Source organism: Candidatus Rickettsia kotlanii, from assembly GCA_030295365.1.
Taxonomy (GTDB): domain Bacteria; phylum Pseudomonadota; class Alphaproteobacteria; order Rickettsiales; family Rickettsiaceae; genus Rickettsia; species Rickettsia kotlanii.
Window position 1 is genome coordinate 706,202 of the sequence record AP027062.1, and the last position, 18,806, is coordinate 725,007.

An 18,806-nucleotide genomic window follows, 5' to 3' on the forward strand; every position below is an offset into this window, starting at 1 on the left:
GGAGATTCATAGAGATTAAAATGAAACAATATAATGATTTATTTAAGATTATTCACCGCGAAGGGTATATATTTATTGCTAGCTTTGCATTAGTAAGTTTTTTATTAGCATCATTTAATGAAAAACTTGGCGGTATTGGATGTATTGCTACTGTTTGGTGTATTTATTTTTTCCGTAATCCTGATCGCTTTGTGCCTATAAGTGATGATCTGGTAATAAGTCCTGCAGATGGAATAATTCAAGAAATTAAGGAAGCATTGCCGCCCCCGGAATTAGGGCTTGGTGATGTGGAAATGATTAGAGTTAGTATTTTTCTAAATATTTTTAATGTCCATGTTAATAGAATCCCGGCAAACGGAAAAATTTTAGCACTTCATTATAATCCAGGAAAATTTTTTAATGCTTCACTCGATAAAGCTAGTATTTATAATGAACGTCAATCAGTATTAATGGAAACTGCTCAAGGTCAGAAAATTGTTTTTGTTCAAATAGCCGGACTTATAGCAAGGCGTATAGTTTGTGATTTAGAAGAGGGTAATGAAGTTAAAATGGGCGGGCAATACGGTATAATTCGTTTCGGTAGCAGAGTAGATATTTATCTACCGTTGAAAACAGCTTTATTAGTGAGTAAAGGGCAGACTACTATAGGCGGTGAAACTATCATTGCTGATTTTGGACGTAAAAAGACAACAGAATTTAAGTTTGAGAGGAAGTAACCTCATAACTCTTTAAAACCGTCATTGTGAGCAGCTGTAGGCACGGCTTGTTTATGTCATGCCTGCGTAGGCGGAAATCCAGTGAAACGTATAAAAAACTTTTTTATACGTTTATTTTATCAAATATATAATTTTGTCCCAATTAAGATTATTTTTTTCTTGATTCCTGCTTTCTCAGGAATGAGACATTGACAGCCGTGCAACCACACTGTTTTTTCCTTGCAATGACGTTATAAATAAAATACGTTTTGAGTATAAAAATGTTAAAAATTCGTAAATCTATAATAACTAAACCTGTACCTCTAATAAAATTAATTCCCAACTTTATTACGTTGCTTGGTTTAGTAACCGGTATGAGTTCTATAAAATTTGCTTTGGATAGCAGATGGGAACTTGCGGTATATTGCATTATAATAGCGGCAATTATTGACGGTATCGACGGTAGAATAGCAAGGATGCTAAATGCAGTTAGCCCATTTGGTGCAGAGCTTGATTCATTATGCGATTTTGCTAATTTCGGTATAGCTCCTGCCTATCTGATATATTTATGGTCTTTTCAACAATATGAGTATAAGGTATTTTCATCAGCGGTAATGTTATTATTTATAGTGTGTATGGCACTACGTTTAGCTCGCTTTAACGTTGGTATTTATCAACCGAAACAAGATACAAAAACTGACTATTTTTTTACCGGTGTACCTGCCCCATGCGGTGCTTTACTTGCTTTAACGCCTGTAATGATAGATTTTGAAATCGGTACGTTATTAAATATCAATACCCGTACTCACACTATAACAATTAATATATATTTGGCTATTATAGCTTTTCTACTTGCTAGTAGGCTTCCTACAATCTCAACAAAAAATTTGAGTATTAAACCTGAATATTTATCGCTTGCAATGATTTTAGTTGCTATTATTATTATAAATCTTATCATATATCCATGGTATTCACTGCCGTTAATTGCAGTGATATATATTCTTTCTGTACCAATTTGTTATTTTTTTAAACATAGAGGGTATTGGTAAAGTTAATTATGTCGAGTGTATTACAACAAGCTATCGACAAATATAAACATCATCCATTTACTAAATATGTAATTATTATAGCCTTAATCATATTTATTTATTTGGGATGTAGAATTTATGTTTGGGCAAATACACAATCCACGGATAATGCTTACATAGATGCAGATATTTCAAATGTTAGTGCTGAAGTTAGCGGTGTTTTAACAAAGTTATTTGTTACCGATAATACTAAAGTGAATAAAGGCGATCTGATAGGTGAAATTGACGATAGAGATTATAAGGCAAAGTTTGCAGCACTTGAAGCATCTGTTGAAGCTTGCATAAAAAATATAGAAATTATAGAGCAAAAAATCTCAATAGGGCAGATTAGCCTAGAGCAAGCAGCTGAAAAATTAAAGTTTAATAAAATAAGCTTTGATATTGTTGCAACAGATTTTATGAGAGTGCAGGAATTAAATAAGGCAAAATTTGCTAGCTCCAAAAGGTTAGATGATTCTAAGAACGCATATCAAAAAGCCAAAACGGATTATAAACAAGCACAGTTAGATTTAGATATATCTAAGCAACATTTACAGCTTCTTGAGCTTGAAAAAGCAGTAGAACAGGACAAACTTAAAGAGCTAACAGAAAATAAAAAAGTAGCCTTAAGGAACTTACAAAATACTAAACTTATTGCTATGGTACCCGGTATATTCGGTAATAGTAGTTTAGAAGTCGGAAATTACATAGTACCGGGTAGGGCGTTGTTTTCTATAGTTCAAGATAATACTATGTATATTCAGGCTAATTTTAAAGAAACACAAATTCAGAAATTTAAGTCTGGTATGAAAGTCAAAATTGAATTTGATGCTTTGCCTAAAAAGGTAATTTACGGGAAGATTCGTAATATTGCTCCTGCTACCGGCTCTAAATTTAGCTTAATCCCACCAGATCCTGCTACCGGTAATTTTACTAAAAGCGTGCAACGTGTACCTGTTTTAATAGATTTTGAATCCCCAAATGCTAATCTAGTTCCCGGCATGTCAGCAATCGTATCCATTAGGACGGATCAAAGTATGTAATTTTTGTTAAAAAAATAGCAATAATTATTCTATTAAAAGTACATATTCTAGTATTATTTACTGATTACTTAATATACAAAGATATTTAGATCCCACTAATGATAGTGTATTTAAAAAAATCTTTCACGATTTAGAGAGGTTCAAGGAATTTATCAATGTAGTTCTTGAACTATCTGAGGGGCTGAGAATTAAAGCAATAGAATTTATACCTGTAGAGCAAGTATCTATGCTCGATAAAGGGAACAAAAAGCATATTTGATTTAAAGGTTAAAGATGAAGCCGATAGCTGGTATATAATCGAGATGCAAAAAAGAAATAAAAGCGATTACTTAAAAAGAGTGCAATATTATTCTGCTCATTCTTACATACAGCAACTTACACAAGGAATAAAGCATAAAGATTTATTACCGGTAATAGTTATTTCACTTATTAAGACTAAAATGTTTGATGATGAAGTACCTTGTATAAGTCTTCATAAAATGCTTGAAACTAAAACAAATAAGCAATATTTATTTGATTTTGCCTATATATTTATAGAGCTTAAAAATTTTGATAAAGATAAGCTTGAAACCACTATAGATGAGTGGCTACATTTATTTAAGTGTGCAGAAACAGAAAACAGCCCACCTGTAAATATAAAGAGCAAGAAAGTATTAAAGTATTAGAGATGTATACAATATAATAGAAATGCATAACCTTACCGCCGAAGAATATGATGCCTATATAAGGGTCCTATATAAGAGTGAAATCAATGGAAGATGCTGAGGAAATAGCTTTAGAAGAAAAGTGTGAAAAAGGGAAAGCTGAAAGAAGCATAGCAATAGCAAAGAACTTCTTACTTAAAGATATAGATGTTAATATAATAGCAGATTTAACAGGGCTAACTATAGAAGAAATAGAAGAGCTAAAAGCAAAAGTAGAAAATTCTGAAACTAGTTAATTAGTTATTTGCTCTTTAACTCTGCTAATTCTTTCTTGAGTTTTATTACTACAGTTTGTAATTTTTCAAATTCTTCGCGAGTGACGTAATTACCTTTAAGTATTTTATCCTCAATTATGCCACAGCTTTTGTCCGTTATACTATTTAAGGCTTTTTGTGCTACGCTGCTAGCTCCAATGGCTACTTTTAAAATATTATTTGTTTTCATAGTACCTCTATCGATAAAGCATGCAAGTCGCTATTAAATTCATCGGCAAGTAAGTTATTAATAGTGCGATGATTGGTAATTAGGCTTTTCCCCTGTAATGTTTCTGCAGAAATTCTTATTTTTATATGGCTATGAATTCCGTTATAATGACTAGCATGTTTATAGCTTTCATCTATTATTTCTTGAAAATGTGGTTTTAACACACTTAATTTTTCTTGTATCCTTTCTATGCGGCTCATATTTTTATTTCATTTACAGTAAAAATATCCTAATATTCTTAAGTATATAATTTTATGATACACATGGCAATGTCGGAATTAATAACGGATTATAAAGATTTACAAGATGCGATAGATAAATTGGAAAAAGGCGTATGTTTTGCTTGTAGATTAGTTAATTATGATGAAATAGAATTTATAGAGCAGGGTAAGCATTTTATCATTGAAGATTTAGATCAAATCATTGCAGATGTAAGCAAAGAACTTAATATTTTTTCAAAGTTTAAGAAAATAAAGAAAGATAGAATATTATTTATCCTAAATACTACTGATTCTGACTTAATTAAACATTTTGCTAGAAAATTATATTTATTTTTGCAGCTTTATATTAATGAACAGAAGCCGGCAATTTATATGAATTGTTATATTGCTAGTATTAAATTTCCAAAAGTAAGTAATAATGCTAAAGAAATTGAAAAAACATTAAATATGTTACTTTCACAAAATAATAATTATTATTACCGTGAATATAGCAGTACAGAACATGATTTAGAAAATATAAGAAAATCTAATCTTCAGCTTAACTTACTACGACAAGCTTTAGCAAAAAAGACTATGCGATTTGCTTATCAGCCTATAATAGATCGCAATACTATGAAGATTCATTATTATGAATGTCTGCTTCGTATACCTGATAAGAATGGTGTTTATATTTCCGTAGGTCCTATAATCCCTATTGCTGAAAATAAAGGATTAATTTTTATAATTGATCAAATTGTTTTAGAAATGACTGTTAATGAACTTGCCTGCAACCCAAACTTAATGTTAGCCGTTAATATTTCAAATATAGGAACAGGCGATGAAGCTTTATGGGAAATAGCAGAAAACTTATTAAAAGCTCATAATGTTCGGGATCGTTTAATTATTGAAATTACAGAGACTTCTTTCAATGAGCGTTACGATAAAATAACTTTATTTATTAATAAACTACGTAAGTATGGATGTAAATTTGCATTAGACGATTTTGGTGCGGGTTTTACTTCTTTTAAACAACTTCAAAGTTTACCAATTGATATTATCAAAATTGACGGTAAATATGTGCGTAGTATTACAAGTGATATACAAAGTAGGTATTTCGTAGAAAGATTAATTAAAATTTCAGAAGATTTAGGTATTGAAACGGTAGCTGAATTCGTAGAAAACGGAGAAATAGCTAAATTTTTAATTGATCTAAAAGTCGGTGGGCTACAAGGAAACTTCTATTCCGAAGCACAATTTGATAGGGTAGATGAGGTTTAATGATTGTCATACTGAATCGGTTTTGTCGCATGGCTCTTGAAAAAGACTCTGATGTTATGCCGTGACTTGACCACGGTATCCATAAAAATAACTTTTAATATCAATGATTTTAATATTTTAAACTGGATACCGCGATCAAGTCACGGTATGACGCAGTTAGTGCTTGACAATGTTACTTAAAACCTATATGCAGAACTCAATTTTAAATGATAAAACTTAAATGCTGTTACTTGAATTAAAAAAAACTAATCAAACCTTAGAAACTATACATTTTATAGGTATCGGTGGTGTTGGTATGAGCGGTATTGCCGAGATATTACATAATCTAGGTTATAAAGTACAAGGTTCCGATTTAGTAGAAAATTATAATACTAAAAGGCTTGAGTCATACGGCATTAAAATATTTTTAGGACACGCCGAGCAGAACATTACCAATGTATCGTATGTTGTTATTTCATCGGCAATTAATCCAAAGAATCCTGAAATAAAAGAAGCTTTGGAGCGTAAAATTCCAATTATTAGACGTGCGGATATGCTTGCTGAACTTATGAGATTAAAATGTTCAGTAGCAGTTTCGGGATCGCACGGTAAAACCACTACTACTTCTTTAGTTGCTTGTTTATTTGAGGCAGCCGGTTTATATCCTACGGTTATTAACGGTGGGATCATAAATAATAAATCGACTAATGCATATCTTGGTTCAAGTAATTATTTAATTGCGGAGGCCGATGAATCGGATGCAACGTTTATTCATATTCCATCAACTATTGCGATAATAACTAACATTGATCCTGAACATTTAGATTATTATAAAGATTTTGAAACATTAATTGGTGCTTTTAGAAGCTTTATTACTAATTTGCCATTTTATGGTTTTGCCGTTTGTTGTATCGATCATAAAATAGTTCGTAAGTTAGTAGACGATATTACTGAAAGGAAGATTGTTACTTATGGCATCGATTCGGAAGATGCTCATATTATAGCGTTTAATATTAACACTGATATTGCCTCCTCTACTTTTGACGTAAAAATTAGTCTACCAAATGTACTAGGTACAACGATTATTGAAAAAATTACTATTCCAACGCCTGGAAGACATAATATTTTAAATAGTCTTGCTGCAATTGCCGTTGGGATAGAATTAGATTTCGGTATTAAAGCTATTAAAAATGGTTTTAATAATTTTAAAGGAGTGAAGAGGAGATTTACTAAAGTAGCTGAATATAATAAGGCTTCAATTATCGATGATTACGCTCATCACCCTGAGGAAATCAAAGCAACGCTTGCGACGGCTAAAAATATAGCAAATAAACAAAACGGTAAAGTTATTGCTATTTTTCAGCCTCACAGATATTCAAGAATGCAGTATTTATTTGATGATTTTATGCTTTGCTTTGCTGATGCCGATATACTCTATATTACTGATATATATGCTGCAGGTGAAAACCCTATAGAAGGAATTACAGGACAAAGTTTAGTTGATAAGATTACTAAGAATAAACATCACGATAAAGTAAATTTTCTAGCAGAGTTAGATAATGCGGTTGAAGTTATTATAGATAATGCAACTTCTGGTGATATGATAATTATGATGGGAGCAGGTAATATTTCAAGTTTTGCTAATGAATTAGATGGGAGATTGTCATCCTGTGGCTTTGGTTGTCATACTGTGCTTTGACCGGTTTTGTTACATAGCTCTTATGTCATTCCCATAAAACCGGGAATGACATCTGTTCGTATAACATAGGGTCAAGCGAACTAGGGGACAAAAGAGTGAAGATAACAGTAAAGCGAGCAGGACTAAATATGTTAATTTTACCGATAGTAAAAGGTGAATATAAAAAAGATTATAATTTAAAACATTTAACATGGTTTAAAGTAGGCGGTAATGCTGAAATTTTCTTTAAACCTTTAGATAGCGAAGATTTAAAAAGTTTCTTAATACAAAATAAGCAAAAATTACCTATAAAGACTTTTGGAGCAGGCTCAAATATTATTATAAGAGACGGCGGCATAGAAGGAGTCGTTATAAAACTTGGTCAGAATTTTAGCAATATTGAGTTTATAGATAATCATTTAATAGTAGGTAGCAGCTGCCTTAATTATAATTTAGCAAAATTTTGTCAAGCAAATGCTATTTCCGGTTTTGAGTTTTTAGTAGGTATTCCAGGGACTATCGGCGGCGGTGTCGCTATGAATGCTGGTGCTTACGGTTCTGAATTTAAAGATATTGTAGTGCAGATTGAAGCAATTGACTTTGCAGGAAACTTTTTAACATTCACAAATAAAGAAATCGGTTTTAAATATCGTAGTAATAATTTACCAAAGAATTTAATTATTCTCAAAGCTGTTTTTAAAATAAATAAAGGCGATAGTGAAAATATATTATTACGGATGAATGAAATAAATAATGCAAGATCATCTACACAGCCTATTAAAGAGTGTACGGGCGGTAGTACTTTTGCAAATCCTGAAGGGTATAAATCCTGGGAACTTATTGACAAAGCGGGGCTTAGAGGCTATAGAATAGGCGGTGCTTCGATGTCAGAACTTCATTGTAATTTTATGATAAATAACGGTGATGCTACTGCTAAGGATTTAGAAGATTTAGGTGATTTTGTCCGGCAGAAAGTATTTGAAGAGAGCGGGGTTAAGTTAGAGTGGGAGATTAAGAGAATCGGACGTCATACCTAATTAAAAATGATGTTGTTGCAGCTAGTTTTGTGTCATGCCCGTAAAGGCAGGAATCCAGTAAAACATATAAAAAACAAGTTTTTTATATGTTTATTTTATAATATGTAACTTCTATATCAATATTGAAGTTATTTTTCTAGATCCCCGCCTACGCGGGGATGACATCGAGTAGATTTTTCGAGCTATGCAACAAGGCCACTTTTAGTTAGGAATTACAATGGATTGAATAAGAAAGGAAAAAACATGCATAAATATCAAACACATTGGGTGGAACACTCTATAGTCAAAATATTAAGTAGTACCGGTAAAAAGCATATAGCATTAATGGCGGGCGGTATGTCTGCTGAGCGTGAAGTATCGTTAGTGTCAAGCGAGGGAGTTAGTAAAGCTTTAATTGAATTAGGATATAGAGTTACCTTTATTGATATGGGAGCGGATATTGCAGTTAGATTACAAGAAATAAAACCTGATATCGTTTTTAATTGTCTGCACGGTACATATGGTGAAGACGGTTGTTTACCAGGATTACTTAATATAATGCGGATTCCTTATACTCATAGCGGTGTGTTATCTTCAGCTTTAGCATTCGATAAAATACATTCTAGGAGCTGGTTTTTAACGAATAGTATTAATATGGCAGAAAGCATTGTTGTAAATAAAAGCGATAATATAAAAAATGATCCTATGAAACGACCATACGTTATTAAGCCTCTTACGCAGGGCTCAAGTATTGGTGTTGAGGTGATATTTGCAGAAGATGATTTTAACTTTGCCGATTATGATTTTCCTTACGGTGATCAGGTAATAATAGAACAATATATAAAAGGGCTTGAATTGCAAGTAGTGCTATTAAACGGCAAAGCTCTTGGAGCTTTAGAGATTAAATTACTAAAGAATCGTTTCTATGATTATGAAACTAAATATAGCGAAGGATTTGCTGATCATCTTTGTCCTGCTCCGCTACCTGCTAATTTATATGAGAAATTACTTATAGAATCAGAAAAAATTTATAAAACAATGAATTGTAAAGGTCCTGCTAGAGCAGAGTTTATTTTAGAAGAACAGACAAACAAGTTATATGCTTTGGAGATAAATACTCACCCAGGTATGACGCCTTTATCAATAGTGCCGGAAATTGCAGCTTATGTAGGGATAAATTTTACTAACTTAATTGAAGAAATTATAAAGACGGCAAGCTTTGAATCATGAGAAAAAAAACAAGCTCCAATAAAAAAAAACAAACAAAAAAAACTAATAATATCTCATTACGCCGAAAATTAGGACTAATTTACAAAAAAGCAATATTAGGGCTTAAGATTGTTTTAATTATCTTTGTATGTCTATTTGTTTTTACAAAATATTTTGCCGGCATAAAAACCTACTTAACAACAAATATATACCAAACAACAACAAAACTTGGGTTTAAACTTGAGAATGTTATCATTGAAGGACAGCAAAATGTCGATGAGTCTACAATATTAAAGGTTTTAAATGCGAATAAGGGCAGTCCTATTTTTGCTCTTAAATTAGACGAAATTAGAAATAATTTAAAGAAAAATAAATGGATCAAGGAAGTATATGTCAGTAGAAGATTACCAAATACGGTATATATAAAATTATTTGAAAGAGAACCTATTGCTATTTGGCAAATTAATAATCAGCTTTTCTTAGTCGATGAAGAAGGTTACAAAATTAGTAAAAATATTCAACCTTTCCCTCATTTATTACATGTTGTAGGGGAAGGGGCGAATATCTATGCAAGTACATTAGTATTAGAGCTGCGGAAATATCCGGCATTAATGAATAAAACTTCAGCTGCTGTAAGACTCGGAGATAGAAGGTGGGATTTAAATCTTAAAGGTAATATAAGTATTAAGTTACCTGAAAAAGAGTTTGAAGAAGCATTAAAATATGTCGATGCACTAAATAAAGCTAACAAGCTATTTAACCAAAACTATAAGGTTTTGGATTTAAGGGATAAGAATAAGTATTATATAGAGAAGTACTGAGAGTCGTCATTGTGAAGAGAAATGTAGTTTCGACGTGGCACTCTGGTCAAGTATCCTGAGATTGCTTTGTCGCATTACTTTGTAATTCTTCGCGCAATGACGTTTTTGGAATAACAAGCATAAAAAAATGAAAGAGAAAATATCAAATTTTGTTACACTTGATTTCGGTAGTAGTAAGATTGCTGTAATTGCTGCCTATATTAGTAAAAAAGGTGAAATTAAAGTAGCTAGCCAAAATTTGCATCATTCTAAAGGTATTAAATCAGGAGTTATATCAGATTTAAAAAATGCTGAAACTAGCATTGTTTCAGCAATTTACGCACTTGAAAAAGATTGCGGTAAAAATATAAAAAAAGTTATATTATCGTTATCAGGTGCCGACACTAAATCTTATTATATTAATTATACCATTAAAGTTAACGGGCAAACCGTAACGCAGCAGGATATTAAAAAGTTACTACAAAAAGCATTACTAGAATTTAAAGTTAAAAACCAAGAAATTATTCATTATTTCCCTCTTGAATTTACCCTTGATAATAATTCAGTCGAGAATCCTATAGGTATGTACGGTAGAGAACTTAGTTGTGAATTACATATTGTTGCTGCTAGTTCAAATATGTTATCAAATATTGTACAGTGCTTTGCTAAATGTCATGTTGAAGTCACAAATATTACTCTAGCAATTTATGCTTCTGCTATTAGCTGTCTTACGAATGATGAAAAAAATCTGGGTTCGCTTATCATCGACATGGGGGATAAAACTACCTCTTTCGGCATTTTTTTTGCCGGTAAATTAATATATACGGGGCATGTAAATATAGGTAGTTTTCATATTAGCTCGGATATTGCTAAAGTCTTTGGTATTGATCTTGTTACGGCAGAGAAATTAAAAATTTTATATGGTAATGCAATGATACCTTTATTTGAGAAAGATAGTATTATAAATATGGAGGATTTTCAGGTTGATACTCATCATACTTTAAATACTTCTGTAACAATTTATAAATTGGCTGAGGTAATAAGAGCAAGGGCCGAAGAAATATTATCGATGGTAAAAGCCGAATATGATAAAGCTACAAAAGGGCAGGTTGAAGTTTTTAGAGTTGTAATTACTGGTGGTGGGTCTCAGCTTAGAGGACTTAAAGAGCTTTCAAATAAAATTTTTGAAAAACAGAGTAGAATTGGTAAACCAGAGATTATTGCCGGTTTTATAGAAGACTATAATCCGGCCATGTATTCAGCAACTATAGGAATGCTAAAAATTCATGCTCTAAAACAGCAAAAAGAATTTGCTCATATTAGACTTGATACAAATAGTAGCTTCTTTAAAAAAGCTTTTGATTGGTTTAAAGAGAATGTTTAGAGAGGCTGCCCGCGTTGTTAGACTGGAAAATGCATTTAGTGTCATTCCCGCTCCCGTGGGAAGGACATAAAATGATCCACGCAATAATACCTAATTGTAATGAGGACTTGTGTTTACGCGGGAATATCATTTAGAAATATTTTGCTAAGAATTATTATTAGGTTTTTCTCTAGAACAAATTAGTACATTCCCTTTAACTTCGGTGATAAAAAGTCGGTCGTCTGTTTTTGCATCGATTTCATTTGGAACAAGGTAAGCATTCATAATAGCACCGGACCATCTTACTTGTCCTATAGTATCAGAAGAAACTGTAGAACTATAAACCTCTACCGTTTTACCTATCATATCCGAGTAATTTTTTGTTTTATCAGTTTTATTATAAACATATTTTTTAAGATGATAATATAATATGCAAAACCAAATAAGCGATAATATACCAAAAAATGTTATTTGATTTGTTAAACTAACTAGAGGGTAGTTATATACCACAAGAGTGTTTGATAACGCTCCAAGCCCAAAGAATAAGAACCCAATACTTGAAACTGCAAAGAATTCAACAACTATGCAAATTATGCCGGTTATTAACCATATTTCGGTGAGATAATTATTTATCATGAACATAAGTTTTTAAAAATAATATTACGTTAGCTATGTCTTGTGGTTTTGAGATACCGGCAAAGGACATTTTAGTTCCTGGTGCATAGCTACTTGGTTTATGTAAGAAAGCAAATAAACTATCATCATCCCATACGCCGCCAAGTTTTGATAGAGCAGGGGAATATTTATAGTCTACTATGCTTGCTTTTGATCTGCCTGCTACATCCCAAAGATGCGGTCCTAGTTTATTTGGACCATCTTTATCAAGAGAATGACACATTAAACATTTCTTAGCTATTTCACGACCGTTATCGGCGTTAGCAGTCTTCATTAATTCTGGTATATTTACCGGTGCTTGCTCTAGTGCGGTAGTATTTTGATTTTCTGATGATTCTTGAGCCGCAACGCTGTAGCCGCGATGTTGTAACTCTAGAGTGGGCTTGTATAATATATTTGCAATAAATCCAACCATCATAGCAATTAAACTAGCAAACAAGATGGCTGCAACAATTTTATTTAATTCTTTTCCAGACATTTATTTTGTTTTTTTATTAGAATTTGTAATATAATTTAAGTTGTAAAAGAAGTTAATTAAATAAAAGAAAAATTTATAAAAATATTTGTTCTTTGGAGAGAAAGATAAATGTCTGATTCAAAAAAATCAAGAGTTAGAAAGATATTTAATAAGTTAAAATCTTATTGGACTAGTTTTAGACAAAGTAAAATTGGTAAAATATTATTTAGCAATAGTTTAAGTTATGCAGTTTCCATAGCTTCTATAGCAATTACAGTTTCTGGATTTTTTACTCCTATATCACCGATAATTATAGCTGTAGCTGTTGTTTCAGGAGTTAGCGTAGGAATTCAAGCTGTAAATGAGACTTTGAAAGTGCATGATTTGCGTAAACTTTATAAAGAGAATAATTTATTAGTACATAACAGAAATGCTAAAAGTCAGCAAGATTATATATTATCATTAGAACCGAGCTTAAAAGATATTTTGAAAAATGAATTATATACGCCGCAAACGATAGGTAAGGATACTACTCAGGATAAGTATGAGTTAAATGTAAATAAATTGAAAAGTACAGGACGAGTATTTGGAAATAATTTAGGTGGAGCCGCAAATTTGACCGCCTCTATTATTAAAGGTGCTAGCGGTAATGTGCTTGATATATTAAAAGCTACAGGTTACGGTGTAGTTACGACCGCATCATTAATTATCGACGGTCTTACTGAAAAGGAAAAAATAGAAATAAAAGCAATATTTAAATTAAATATAAATGAAGAATATAAAAAACAAAATACTCCTACATATGAAAATTTAGAACAATTAGAGAATTATACCAAGAATCAAGTATTGCAGACATTAGCTTTAAAAAAATTAATAACGGATAAGAATTATTGGAGTATGAATAAAGACCAAAAAATACAAAAATTTCGAGAAATAAGAGGCAGTTTTAATTTTGAAATAAAAAGAAACGGTTTAGAAGAATTTTTTAGAGAAAATAAAATAACAATGGATAATAGAAAAGAGAGCTATGTTAAAGATATTAAAAATGTAATGAATCCATTTTATGCAAATCCTAGTACAGTCGAAGGATGTAGTCCTTTAACTAAAGCTATGGATAAAGATAAAGTTAATAATGCTGAAATAAAAAGGACAAAAAGTGAAAATTTAAAAAGAAAGCGAAATTTAACAAGATGAAATGATTATTATAACTCACTGCTAGTTACAAATTTGTAAGAGGTAGTATCACTAAATATTCTATGCAATAGTTCATTATTAAGAGTATGGCTGGTTTTGTAGCCTTTAATTGCACTTACAATGTTAGTGCCACTGGTATATAAATCACCGAATAAATCTAATAGCTTATGGCGAACAAATTCATCTTCATAACGTAAGCCGTTTGGGTTTAAGATTTTGTCCTGCTCATCTATTCCTATAACATTCTCAAATGAGGCACCTTGGGCAAGCCCTTTGCTTTTCAAATAATCAACATCTCTTATAAAGCCAAAAGTTCTAGCATCCGCAATATTTTTAGTAAAAGATTCTTGACCCATAAAACTTAGATTTTGTCTGCCTATAGCTTTACTACTAAAATCAATAGTTAAATCTACTGTCATATGATCGGAAGGAGTACAATATAATTCACAATCTTTATGAACTACTTTTATATCTTTTAAAATTTTTAGATATTTTTTAGGAGCATTTTGTAATTTTTTTCCTGCACACTCAATCATAAACACGAAAGGTTTACTACTGCCGTCCATAATTGGTACTTCAGGACCGTCAATTTTAATAATTGCATTATCAATGCTGCATCCCCAAAGTGCTGCCATTAAATGTTCGATTGTTGAAATTTGAACTTTATGATCATTACTGATAGTGGTAGATAACAAGGTATCAGAAACATTGAAATAGCTAGCTTCAATATAATTATTTTCAGAAGATATATCGGTTCTAATGAATATAATTCCAGTATTTTCTTTAGCGGGTTCTATAGTTAACTGGGTACGTTTCCCTGAGTGGACCCCGATTCCGTAACAACTAACCAGTTTTAATAATGTACTTTGCTGCATTCTAGGCATTGTGAAAATATATTTAAATATTAATATTAAATGCCAAATTATACAAGTTATATTATATTACAGAATATTACACATATACTCGATGCACTTCAAAAATTGGCTGCATCATCTTACAAGAGTTGCGATACTTACGTATTTAAGCGCCGCTCCTCACATTGTGGCTTCCTTGCTCTTTTTGAAGTTGATCTTCGTCTATGTTAGTATAAGACTTCTTGCATCACTTGCTAATAAGGAGAAATTTAAAGGAGACACGGAACGCAGAACCGCAGTGTACACACAAGTAACGTGAGGACTCGAGTACCGGATCGACGTACAAATTACCCTTATTAGCAAGTGATGCAAGAAGTCTTATTAAAATTTATATAATGTATACTTAATAAAATACCAAAAATGATAAGCTACAAAACTACCGACTACGGCAAAAACGGAAAATAAGAAATCACTGCCGTTAATAGTGCCGTAAGGTACATGAGATGATAAAGCTCCGGCATATATACCGATACTGCACATTGAAAAATACGAAAATAAAGCTGTTCTAAGTTCGTAATCCCTAAATTTATCAATTAGTATTAAAATATTGCAAATATAAATGGATCCTAAACAACTACCGATTAGTATTATATATAATATATTAAGGTTTTTATTAGTCCCATGAAGCGGTAGTAAAATAAAGCAGACGAGCAGAATTATAGTTAGTAATAAATTAGCCAAATATTTATTTACTTTGCTTAATATATAGCATATAGGAATTATAGAAAAACATATTGCTAGAAACATATATTTTAGTATAAGTTTTAAATTAATTAATGCTAATTCTTTCTTTAATGCAAAAGCTTCATAATACCATAATATATCTAAGGTGACATAAGCAACTACAAAGCCTGTCAATAATTGTAATTCAATATTTTTTATTAAGGATGAAAATTTGGAATTTAAATTTAATTTATGAGATGTAGGATTATAATGCAGAAATTCGGTTAGTATATTGATACAATATAACAATGCGCAAATTACTATAGTATTATTTGTCGGTTTTATAAATGGATTTAATAAATCTACTACTAAGTTGCCGCCCGCCCATAACAATATTATGCAAGCTAAAAAAAAATATTTCTTTTCTTTGCTACTCTCAATAATGCCTAATGTTATAGAAGTGAAATATGAAAATGTTCCAAAATTAATTACAATAAAATTAATTTTAATTAGAGTATAATTATTTAATAAAATTAGGTTTATTGTACAAATAATTAATAAAGATAAGCTAATTAAAATAATTTTTTGATTACTTAACTTATTAATTAACTGTGTTAAGGCAAAGCCTGCGATTATCGAACCTATAAATTTAGTTTGATTTATATGATTTATTTGTTCCCCGCCTAGATTTTTATTTAGCAGTAAAAAGATTTTAAAATTATAAAAATTTATAGCATTGATACAGGAAAAAATAAATATTCCCAAAAGTGAGAAAAAAATAGTTTTGTAATCGTTTTTTAAAGTCATAAATTAAGTGTTTGCTAAACATAAATACATGGTATATAACTCATAATTATAAAGAGATTCGTAATTCCATTATTTAAGTATATATGGATAGTTATTGTAGGTTATCAGCTTTTAATCAAGTATGGTAGTCTTATTTATAATTTATATATAATTATTGTTGAATTTTAAAAAAATTAATGGATTAAATAATATGAAAATATTTTAATGTAAGAAAAATAATAATAATATATTTTTTAGTATTTTAAAGAGGTGTTATTTGAAGTTTATCTAGAATTTCATTTTTGCTCTTTACTCATAGATAAATTATCTATTTTAATAAATTAATACAAGATAAACAATGATTTTTCTTAAGATACAAGCATTATATTAATTATTTGTTCTTCAAGTTAGTGAGCAAGATAAATGAATAAAAAGATTATAATTGATGCTAATTTTCCAAGCGAAACAAGAGTAGTTTTATTAGGACAAAGCAACAATATAGAGGATATTGAATTTCAAACAACCGTAAGACAACAAAATAAAGGTAACATTTATTTAGCAAAAGTTACAAGAATAGAACCGTCGCTACAAGCTGTTTTTATAGAGTACGGAATGGATAAAAGCGGTTTTTTACCGTTTAGTGAAATCCATCCTAACTATTACAATTTGCCTCCCTCGGAGAGAAATTTTCCGGTTAATGCTTTTCCTGAAATAGCTCTTTCAAATATTACGGTTGAGGATGATAAAGAGAAACCGGCCGCTATATATGATTCTTTGATTGATATTGAAGAAATTGACCTAAAAACCATAGAAGATTTAGTAGAGAGTAAATTCCAGTCAGAACTTAATTTAGAAGCGGCTGATGATATTGAAATGATTCAAAGCGGTACCCCTGAGTCAAATATTCCGCAATATAAACAATATAAAGTTCAAGAAGTGATAAGCAAAAACCAAATATTATTAGTGCAGGTTACTAAGGAAGAACGAGGAAATAAGTGCGCCGCTTTTACTACTTATATATCCTTGGCTGGTAAATATTGTGTTTTAATGCCTAATAAAGGTTCGCAAAACGGTATATCGCGTAAAATATCAAACGGGGAAGAAAGAAAAAGACTGAAAGATATTTTAAATAAAATAGTAAACGGTGACAAAAATGTTTATAGTGTCATTGTTAGAACCGCAGGTAGAGGAAGTAGCACCTTAGATTTAAAGAAAGACTATAATTATTTAGTAAGGTTATGGAATAAAATTCGTAAAAGTACTATTAATTTCTCGGCTCCGTGTTTTATTCATGAGGAAGATAGTATAATACGTAAAACCATACGTGATATGTGTGATCACAATGTTAAAGAGGTGGTAATTCAAGGACAAGAGGGTTATGAAGACGCTTCAAAATTTATGCAGGATTTATTACCTTCAGAACTTGCAAAGCTGAAAGAACATAAAAGTAAAACTCCTATATTTACTAAGTTTCAAGTAGAAGAGCAATTAGTTAAATTATATCAGCCTGTAGTGACGTTACCTTCAGGAGGATATATTGTTATTAATCCTACGGAAGCTCTTATTTCAATTGATGTAAATTCCGGTAAATCAACTTCTGAACAAAATATTGAGGAAACGGCACTAAAAACTAATTTAGAAGCAGCAAAAGAAGTAGCAAAACAAGTAAAGCTTAGAGATCTATCAGGTTTGATAGTTGTTGATTTTATAGACATGAGCGAAACTAAAAATCGTAAAATTATTGAACGATCCTTTAAAGAGTTTTTAAGTCGTGATCGTGCTCGTATACAAACCGGTAATATTAGTCAGTTTGGACTACTTGAATTCTCAAGGCAGCGATTACGTTCTTCTTTCTTAGAAACTAATTCGGCAATTTGTTCTCATTGTAACGGTAAAGGAGTCATTAGAGCGAGTGACGCTAATGCTATGTTAATTTTACGTACTATAGAGAATGAAATTTTTGAAGAAAGAATTGATGTAATAAATGTTTTTACCAATATTGTTTCAGTTATTTATCTACTTAATAATAAACGTGCTGAGATAAAATTTATTGAAGAAAAATATAATATAAAGCTTAATTTTTATTCCGATCCTAATGCTACATCAGATAGTTATTCGATTGAAAAAGTGAAGCTGTTGAAGAAAAATAACAATAATATTAATTCTGTTAAGCCAGTAATTCAGAATCATAGTGCTGATTATACTGAAGAAGAGCTGAAAAAAGAACAGTTACGCAAAAATAAATATAAATGGAAAACAGCTAATAATAGTAATAATACTGCTAATGAAGTAAAAGATAAGAGTTTAGAGGCAAAAGAATCGGTAGAGCAAACCGTAAGCGTTGTGGAAGAGATGATAGTTGTAGAAAGTAATGCCGGCTTAGAAGAAGCACAAGCTGCTCCAAAAAAGACAAAACGTAGATATCGCAATAAAACATCAAATAAGAAACGTCCTTCTAATACCGTCGAAGATACGGAAAAGAATGCAGAGTCTTGATTTGAGGGCTATAATATGTCATCCCTGCGAAAGCAGGAATCCAGTAATCCTTAATGTCATCCCGTGGTTTGACCATGGGGTCCATAAAAATAATAAAAAATACTAA

20 protein-coding genes are annotated in these 18,806 nt (G+C 31.0%); 14 read left to right on the plus strand and 6 right to left on the minus strand.

The window, feature by feature from the left end; genetic code table 11:
• Window positions 1–20 precede the first annotated feature (20 nt).
• The 6 genes from QUD19_RS03875 to QUD19_RS03900 all read left to right on the plus strand — a co-directional run bounded on the left by QUD19_RS03875 (window position 21) and on the right by QUD19_RS03900 (window position 3,745).
• Entirely contained in the window at window positions 21–716 is a 696-nt protein-coding gene (locus QUD19_RS03875; protein ID WP_498807408.1) for a phosphatidylserine decarboxylase, read from the plus strand.
• 260 nt (window positions 717–976) lie between these two features.
• Window positions 977–1,744 carry a CDP-alcohol phosphatidyltransferase family protein gene (locus QUD19_RS03880; RefSeq protein WP_498807410.1) on the plus strand — a complete coding sequence of 256 codons (768 nt, stop codon included), beginning with the start codon at window positions 977–979 and terminating at the stop codon, window positions 1,742–1,744.
• Window positions 1,745–1,752: 8 nt separating this feature from the next.
• Complete coding sequence (locus QUD19_RS03885) at window positions 1,753–2,805, plus strand: HlyD family secretion protein (RefSeq protein ID WP_498807412.1); 1,053 nt, start codon at window positions 1,753–1,755, stop codon at window positions 2,803–2,805.
• Window positions 2,806–2,878: 73 nt separating this feature from the next.
• Window positions 2,879–3,064, plus strand: a complete 186-nt coding sequence (locus QUD19_RS03890) for a hypothetical protein (protein WP_498808669.1) — start codon at window positions 2,879–2,881, stop codon at window positions 3,062–3,064.
• Between the two features lie 37 nt (window positions 3,065–3,101).
• Window positions 3,102–3,470 carry a PD-(D/E)XK nuclease family transposase gene (locus tag QUD19_RS03895; protein ID WP_498808670.1) on the plus strand — a complete coding sequence of 123 codons (369 nt, stop codon included), beginning with the start codon at window positions 3,102–3,104 and terminating at the stop codon, window positions 3,468–3,470.
• Window positions 3,471–3,556: 86 nt separating this feature from the next.
• Window positions 3,557–3,745, plus strand: coding sequence for a hypothetical protein (locus QUD19_RS03900; RefSeq protein WP_498807414.1), 189 nt, complete (start codon window positions 3,557–3,559; stop codon window positions 3,743–3,745).
• A 4-nt stretch (window positions 3,746–3,749) separates the two neighbouring features.
• Here the strand turns inward: QUD19_RS03900 and QUD19_RS03905 are convergent, their stop codons facing one another.
• Window positions 3,750–3,953, minus strand: coding sequence for a coiled-coil domain-containing protein (locus tag QUD19_RS03905; RefSeq protein WP_498807415.1), 204 nt, complete (start codon window positions 3,951–3,953; stop codon window positions 3,750–3,752).
• On the minus strand, window positions 3,950–4,192 hold the full coding sequence (locus QUD19_RS03910; protein WP_498807417.1) for a BolA family protein: 243 nt from the start codon (window positions 4,190–4,192) through the stop codon (window positions 3,950–3,952). Before QUD19_RS03910 ends, QUD19_RS03905 begins: the two co-directional genes overlap by 4 nt.
• A 54-nt stretch (window positions 4,193–4,246) precedes the next feature.
• On the opposite strand from QUD19_RS03910, the gene QUD19_RS03915 reads away from it, so the two are divergent.
• The 6 genes from QUD19_RS03915 (at window position 4,247) to ftsA (ending at window position 11,536) form a co-directional block, all read left to right on the plus strand.
• A complete protein-coding gene (locus QUD19_RS03915; protein ID WP_498807419.1) occupies window positions 4,247–5,470 on the plus strand; it encodes an EAL domain-containing protein in 1,224 nt (407 codons plus the stop codon).
• Window positions 5,471–5,690: 220 nt separating this feature from the next.
• Complete coding sequence (gene murC / locus QUD19_RS03920; RefSeq protein WP_498807421.1) at window positions 5,691–7,148, plus strand: UDP-N-acetylmuramate--L-alanine ligase; 1,458 nt, start codon at window positions 5,691–5,693, stop codon at window positions 7,146–7,148.
• A gap of 128 nt (window positions 7,149–7,276) precedes the next feature.
• Entirely contained in the window at window positions 7,277–8,164 is an 888-nt protein-coding gene (gene murB, locus QUD19_RS03925) for a UDP-N-acetylmuramate dehydrogenase (RefSeq protein WP_498808671.1), read from the plus strand.
• Window positions 8,165–8,407: 243 nt separating this feature from the next.
• On the plus strand, window positions 8,408–9,373 hold the full coding sequence (locus QUD19_RS03930) for a D-alanine--D-alanine ligase (protein WP_498807423.1): 966 nt from the start codon (window positions 8,408–8,410) through the stop codon (window positions 9,371–9,373).
• Window positions 9,370–10,173, plus strand: coding sequence for a cell division protein FtsQ/DivIB (locus tag QUD19_RS03935; RefSeq protein WP_498807425.1), 804 nt, complete (start codon window positions 9,370–9,372; stop codon window positions 10,171–10,173). Before QUD19_RS03930 ends, QUD19_RS03935 begins: the two co-directional genes overlap by 4 nt.
• Before the next feature lie 127 nt (window positions 10,174–10,300).
• Window positions 10,301–11,536 (plus strand): cell division protein FtsA, encoded by a 1,236-nt coding sequence (gene ftsA / locus QUD19_RS03940; protein ID WP_498807427.1) that lies wholly within the window; start codon window positions 10,301–10,303, stop codon window positions 11,534–11,536.
• Window positions 11,537–11,680: 144 nt separating this feature from the next.
• Here the strand turns inward: ftsA and QUD19_RS03945 are convergent, their stop codons facing one another.
• Both QUD19_RS03945 and QUD19_RS03950 read right to left on the minus strand, forming a co-directional pair.
• A complete protein-coding gene (locus QUD19_RS03945; RefSeq protein ID WP_498807429.1) occupies window positions 11,681–12,157 on the minus strand; it encodes an NfeD family protein in 477 nt (158 codons plus the stop codon).
• Window positions 12,141–12,668, minus strand: a complete 528-nt coding sequence (locus tag QUD19_RS03950; protein ID WP_498807431.1) for a c-type cytochrome — start codon at window positions 12,666–12,668, stop codon at window positions 12,141–12,143. Before QUD19_RS03950 ends, QUD19_RS03945 begins: the two co-directional genes overlap by 17 nt.
• A 108-nt stretch (window positions 12,669–12,776) precedes the next feature.
• Here QUD19_RS03950 and QUD19_RS03955 point away from each other — a divergent pair, with 108 nt between their 5' ends.
• Window positions 12,777–13,841: a hypothetical protein gene (locus QUD19_RS03955; RefSeq protein ID WP_498807433.1), complete on the plus strand. Its 1,065-nt coding sequence runs from the start codon at window positions 12,777–12,779 to the stop codon at window positions 13,839–13,841.
• Between the two features lie 8 nt (window positions 13,842–13,849).
• Here the strand turns inward: QUD19_RS03955 and lpxC are convergent, their stop codons facing one another.
• Window positions 13,850–14,716, minus strand: a complete 867-nt coding sequence (gene lpxC, locus QUD19_RS03960) for a UDP-3-O-acyl-N-acetylglucosamine deacetylase (protein ID WP_498807435.1) — start codon at window positions 14,714–14,716, stop codon at window positions 13,850–13,852.
• A 360-nt stretch (window positions 14,717–15,076) separates the two neighbouring features.
• Window positions 15,077–16,225, minus strand: coding sequence for a hypothetical protein (locus tag QUD19_RS03965; protein WP_498807437.1), 1,149 nt, complete (start codon window positions 16,223–16,225; stop codon window positions 15,077–15,079).
• 402 nt (window positions 16,226–16,627) lie between these two features.
• Here QUD19_RS03965 and QUD19_RS03970 point away from each other — a divergent pair, with 402 nt between their 5' ends.
• Complete coding sequence (locus tag QUD19_RS03970) at window positions 16,628–18,700, plus strand: Rne/Rng family ribonuclease (protein ID WP_498807439.1); 2,073 nt, start codon at window positions 16,628–16,630, stop codon at window positions 18,698–18,700.
• Window positions 18,701–18,806: the final 106 nt, after the last annotated feature.

Bases quoted from the DNA above. Each gene is read 5' to 3' on its own strand.
- QUD19_RS03885 (WP_498807412.1), top strand. From the start codon at position 1,753: ATGTCGAGTGTATTACAACAAGCTATCGACAAATATAAACATCATCCA.
- QUD19_RS03970 (WP_498807439.1), top strand. From the start codon at position 16,628: ATGAATAAAAAGATTATAATTGATGCTAATTTTCCAAGCGAAACAAGA.
- QUD19_RS03915 (WP_498807419.1), top strand. From the start codon at position 4,247: ATGATACACATGGCAATGTCGGAATTAATAACGGATTATAAAGATTTA.
- lpxC (WP_498807435.1), bottom strand. From the start codon at position 14,716: ATGCAGCAAAGTACATTATTAAAACTGGTTAGTTGTTACGGAATCGGG.
- QUD19_RS03875 (WP_498807408.1), top strand. From the start codon at position 21: ATGAAACAATATAATGATTTATTTAAGATTATTCACCGCGAAGGGTAT.
- QUD19_RS03910 (WP_498807417.1), bottom strand. From the start codon at position 4,192: ATGAGCCGCATAGAAAGGATACAAGAAAAATTAAGTGTGTTAAAACCA.
- QUD19_RS03935 (WP_498807425.1), top strand. From the start codon at position 9,370: ATGAGAAAAAAAACAAGCTCCAATAAAAAAAAACAAACAAAAAAAACT.
- QUD19_RS03945 (WP_498807429.1), bottom strand. From the start codon at position 12,157: ATGTTCATGATAAATAATTATCTCACCGAAATATGGTTAATAACCGGC.
- murC (WP_498807421.1), top strand. From the start codon at position 5,691: ATGCTGTTACTTGAATTAAAAAAAACTAATCAAACCTTAGAAACTATA.
- QUD19_RS03900 (WP_498807414.1), top strand. From the start codon at position 3,557: ATGGAAGATGCTGAGGAAATAGCTTTAGAAGAAAAGTGTGAAAAAGGG.
- QUD19_RS03930 (WP_498807423.1), top strand. From the start codon at position 8,408: ATGCATAAATATCAAACACATTGGGTGGAACACTCTATAGTCAAAATA.
- QUD19_RS03965 (WP_498807437.1), bottom strand. From the start codon at position 16,225: ATGACTTTAAAAAACGATTACAAAACTATTTTTTTCTCACTTTTGGGA.
- murB (WP_498808671.1), top strand. From the start codon at position 7,277: ATGTTAATTTTACCGATAGTAAAAGGTGAATATAAAAAAGATTATAAT.
- QUD19_RS03955 (WP_498807433.1), top strand. From the start codon at position 12,777: ATGTCTGATTCAAAAAAATCAAGAGTTAGAAAGATATTTAATAAGTTA.
- QUD19_RS03905 (WP_498807415.1), bottom strand. From the start codon at position 3,953: ATGAAAACAAATAATATTTTAAAAGTAGCCATTGGAGCTAGCAGCGTA.
- QUD19_RS03880 (WP_498807410.1), top strand. From the start codon at position 977: ATGTTAAAAATTCGTAAATCTATAATAACTAAACCTGTACCTCTAATA.
- ftsA (WP_498807427.1), top strand. From the start codon at position 10,301: ATGAAAGAGAAAATATCAAATTTTGTTACACTTGATTTCGGTAGTAGT.
- QUD19_RS03950 (WP_498807431.1), bottom strand. From the start codon at position 12,668: ATGTCTGGAAAAGAATTAAATAAAATTGTTGCAGCCATCTTGTTTGCT.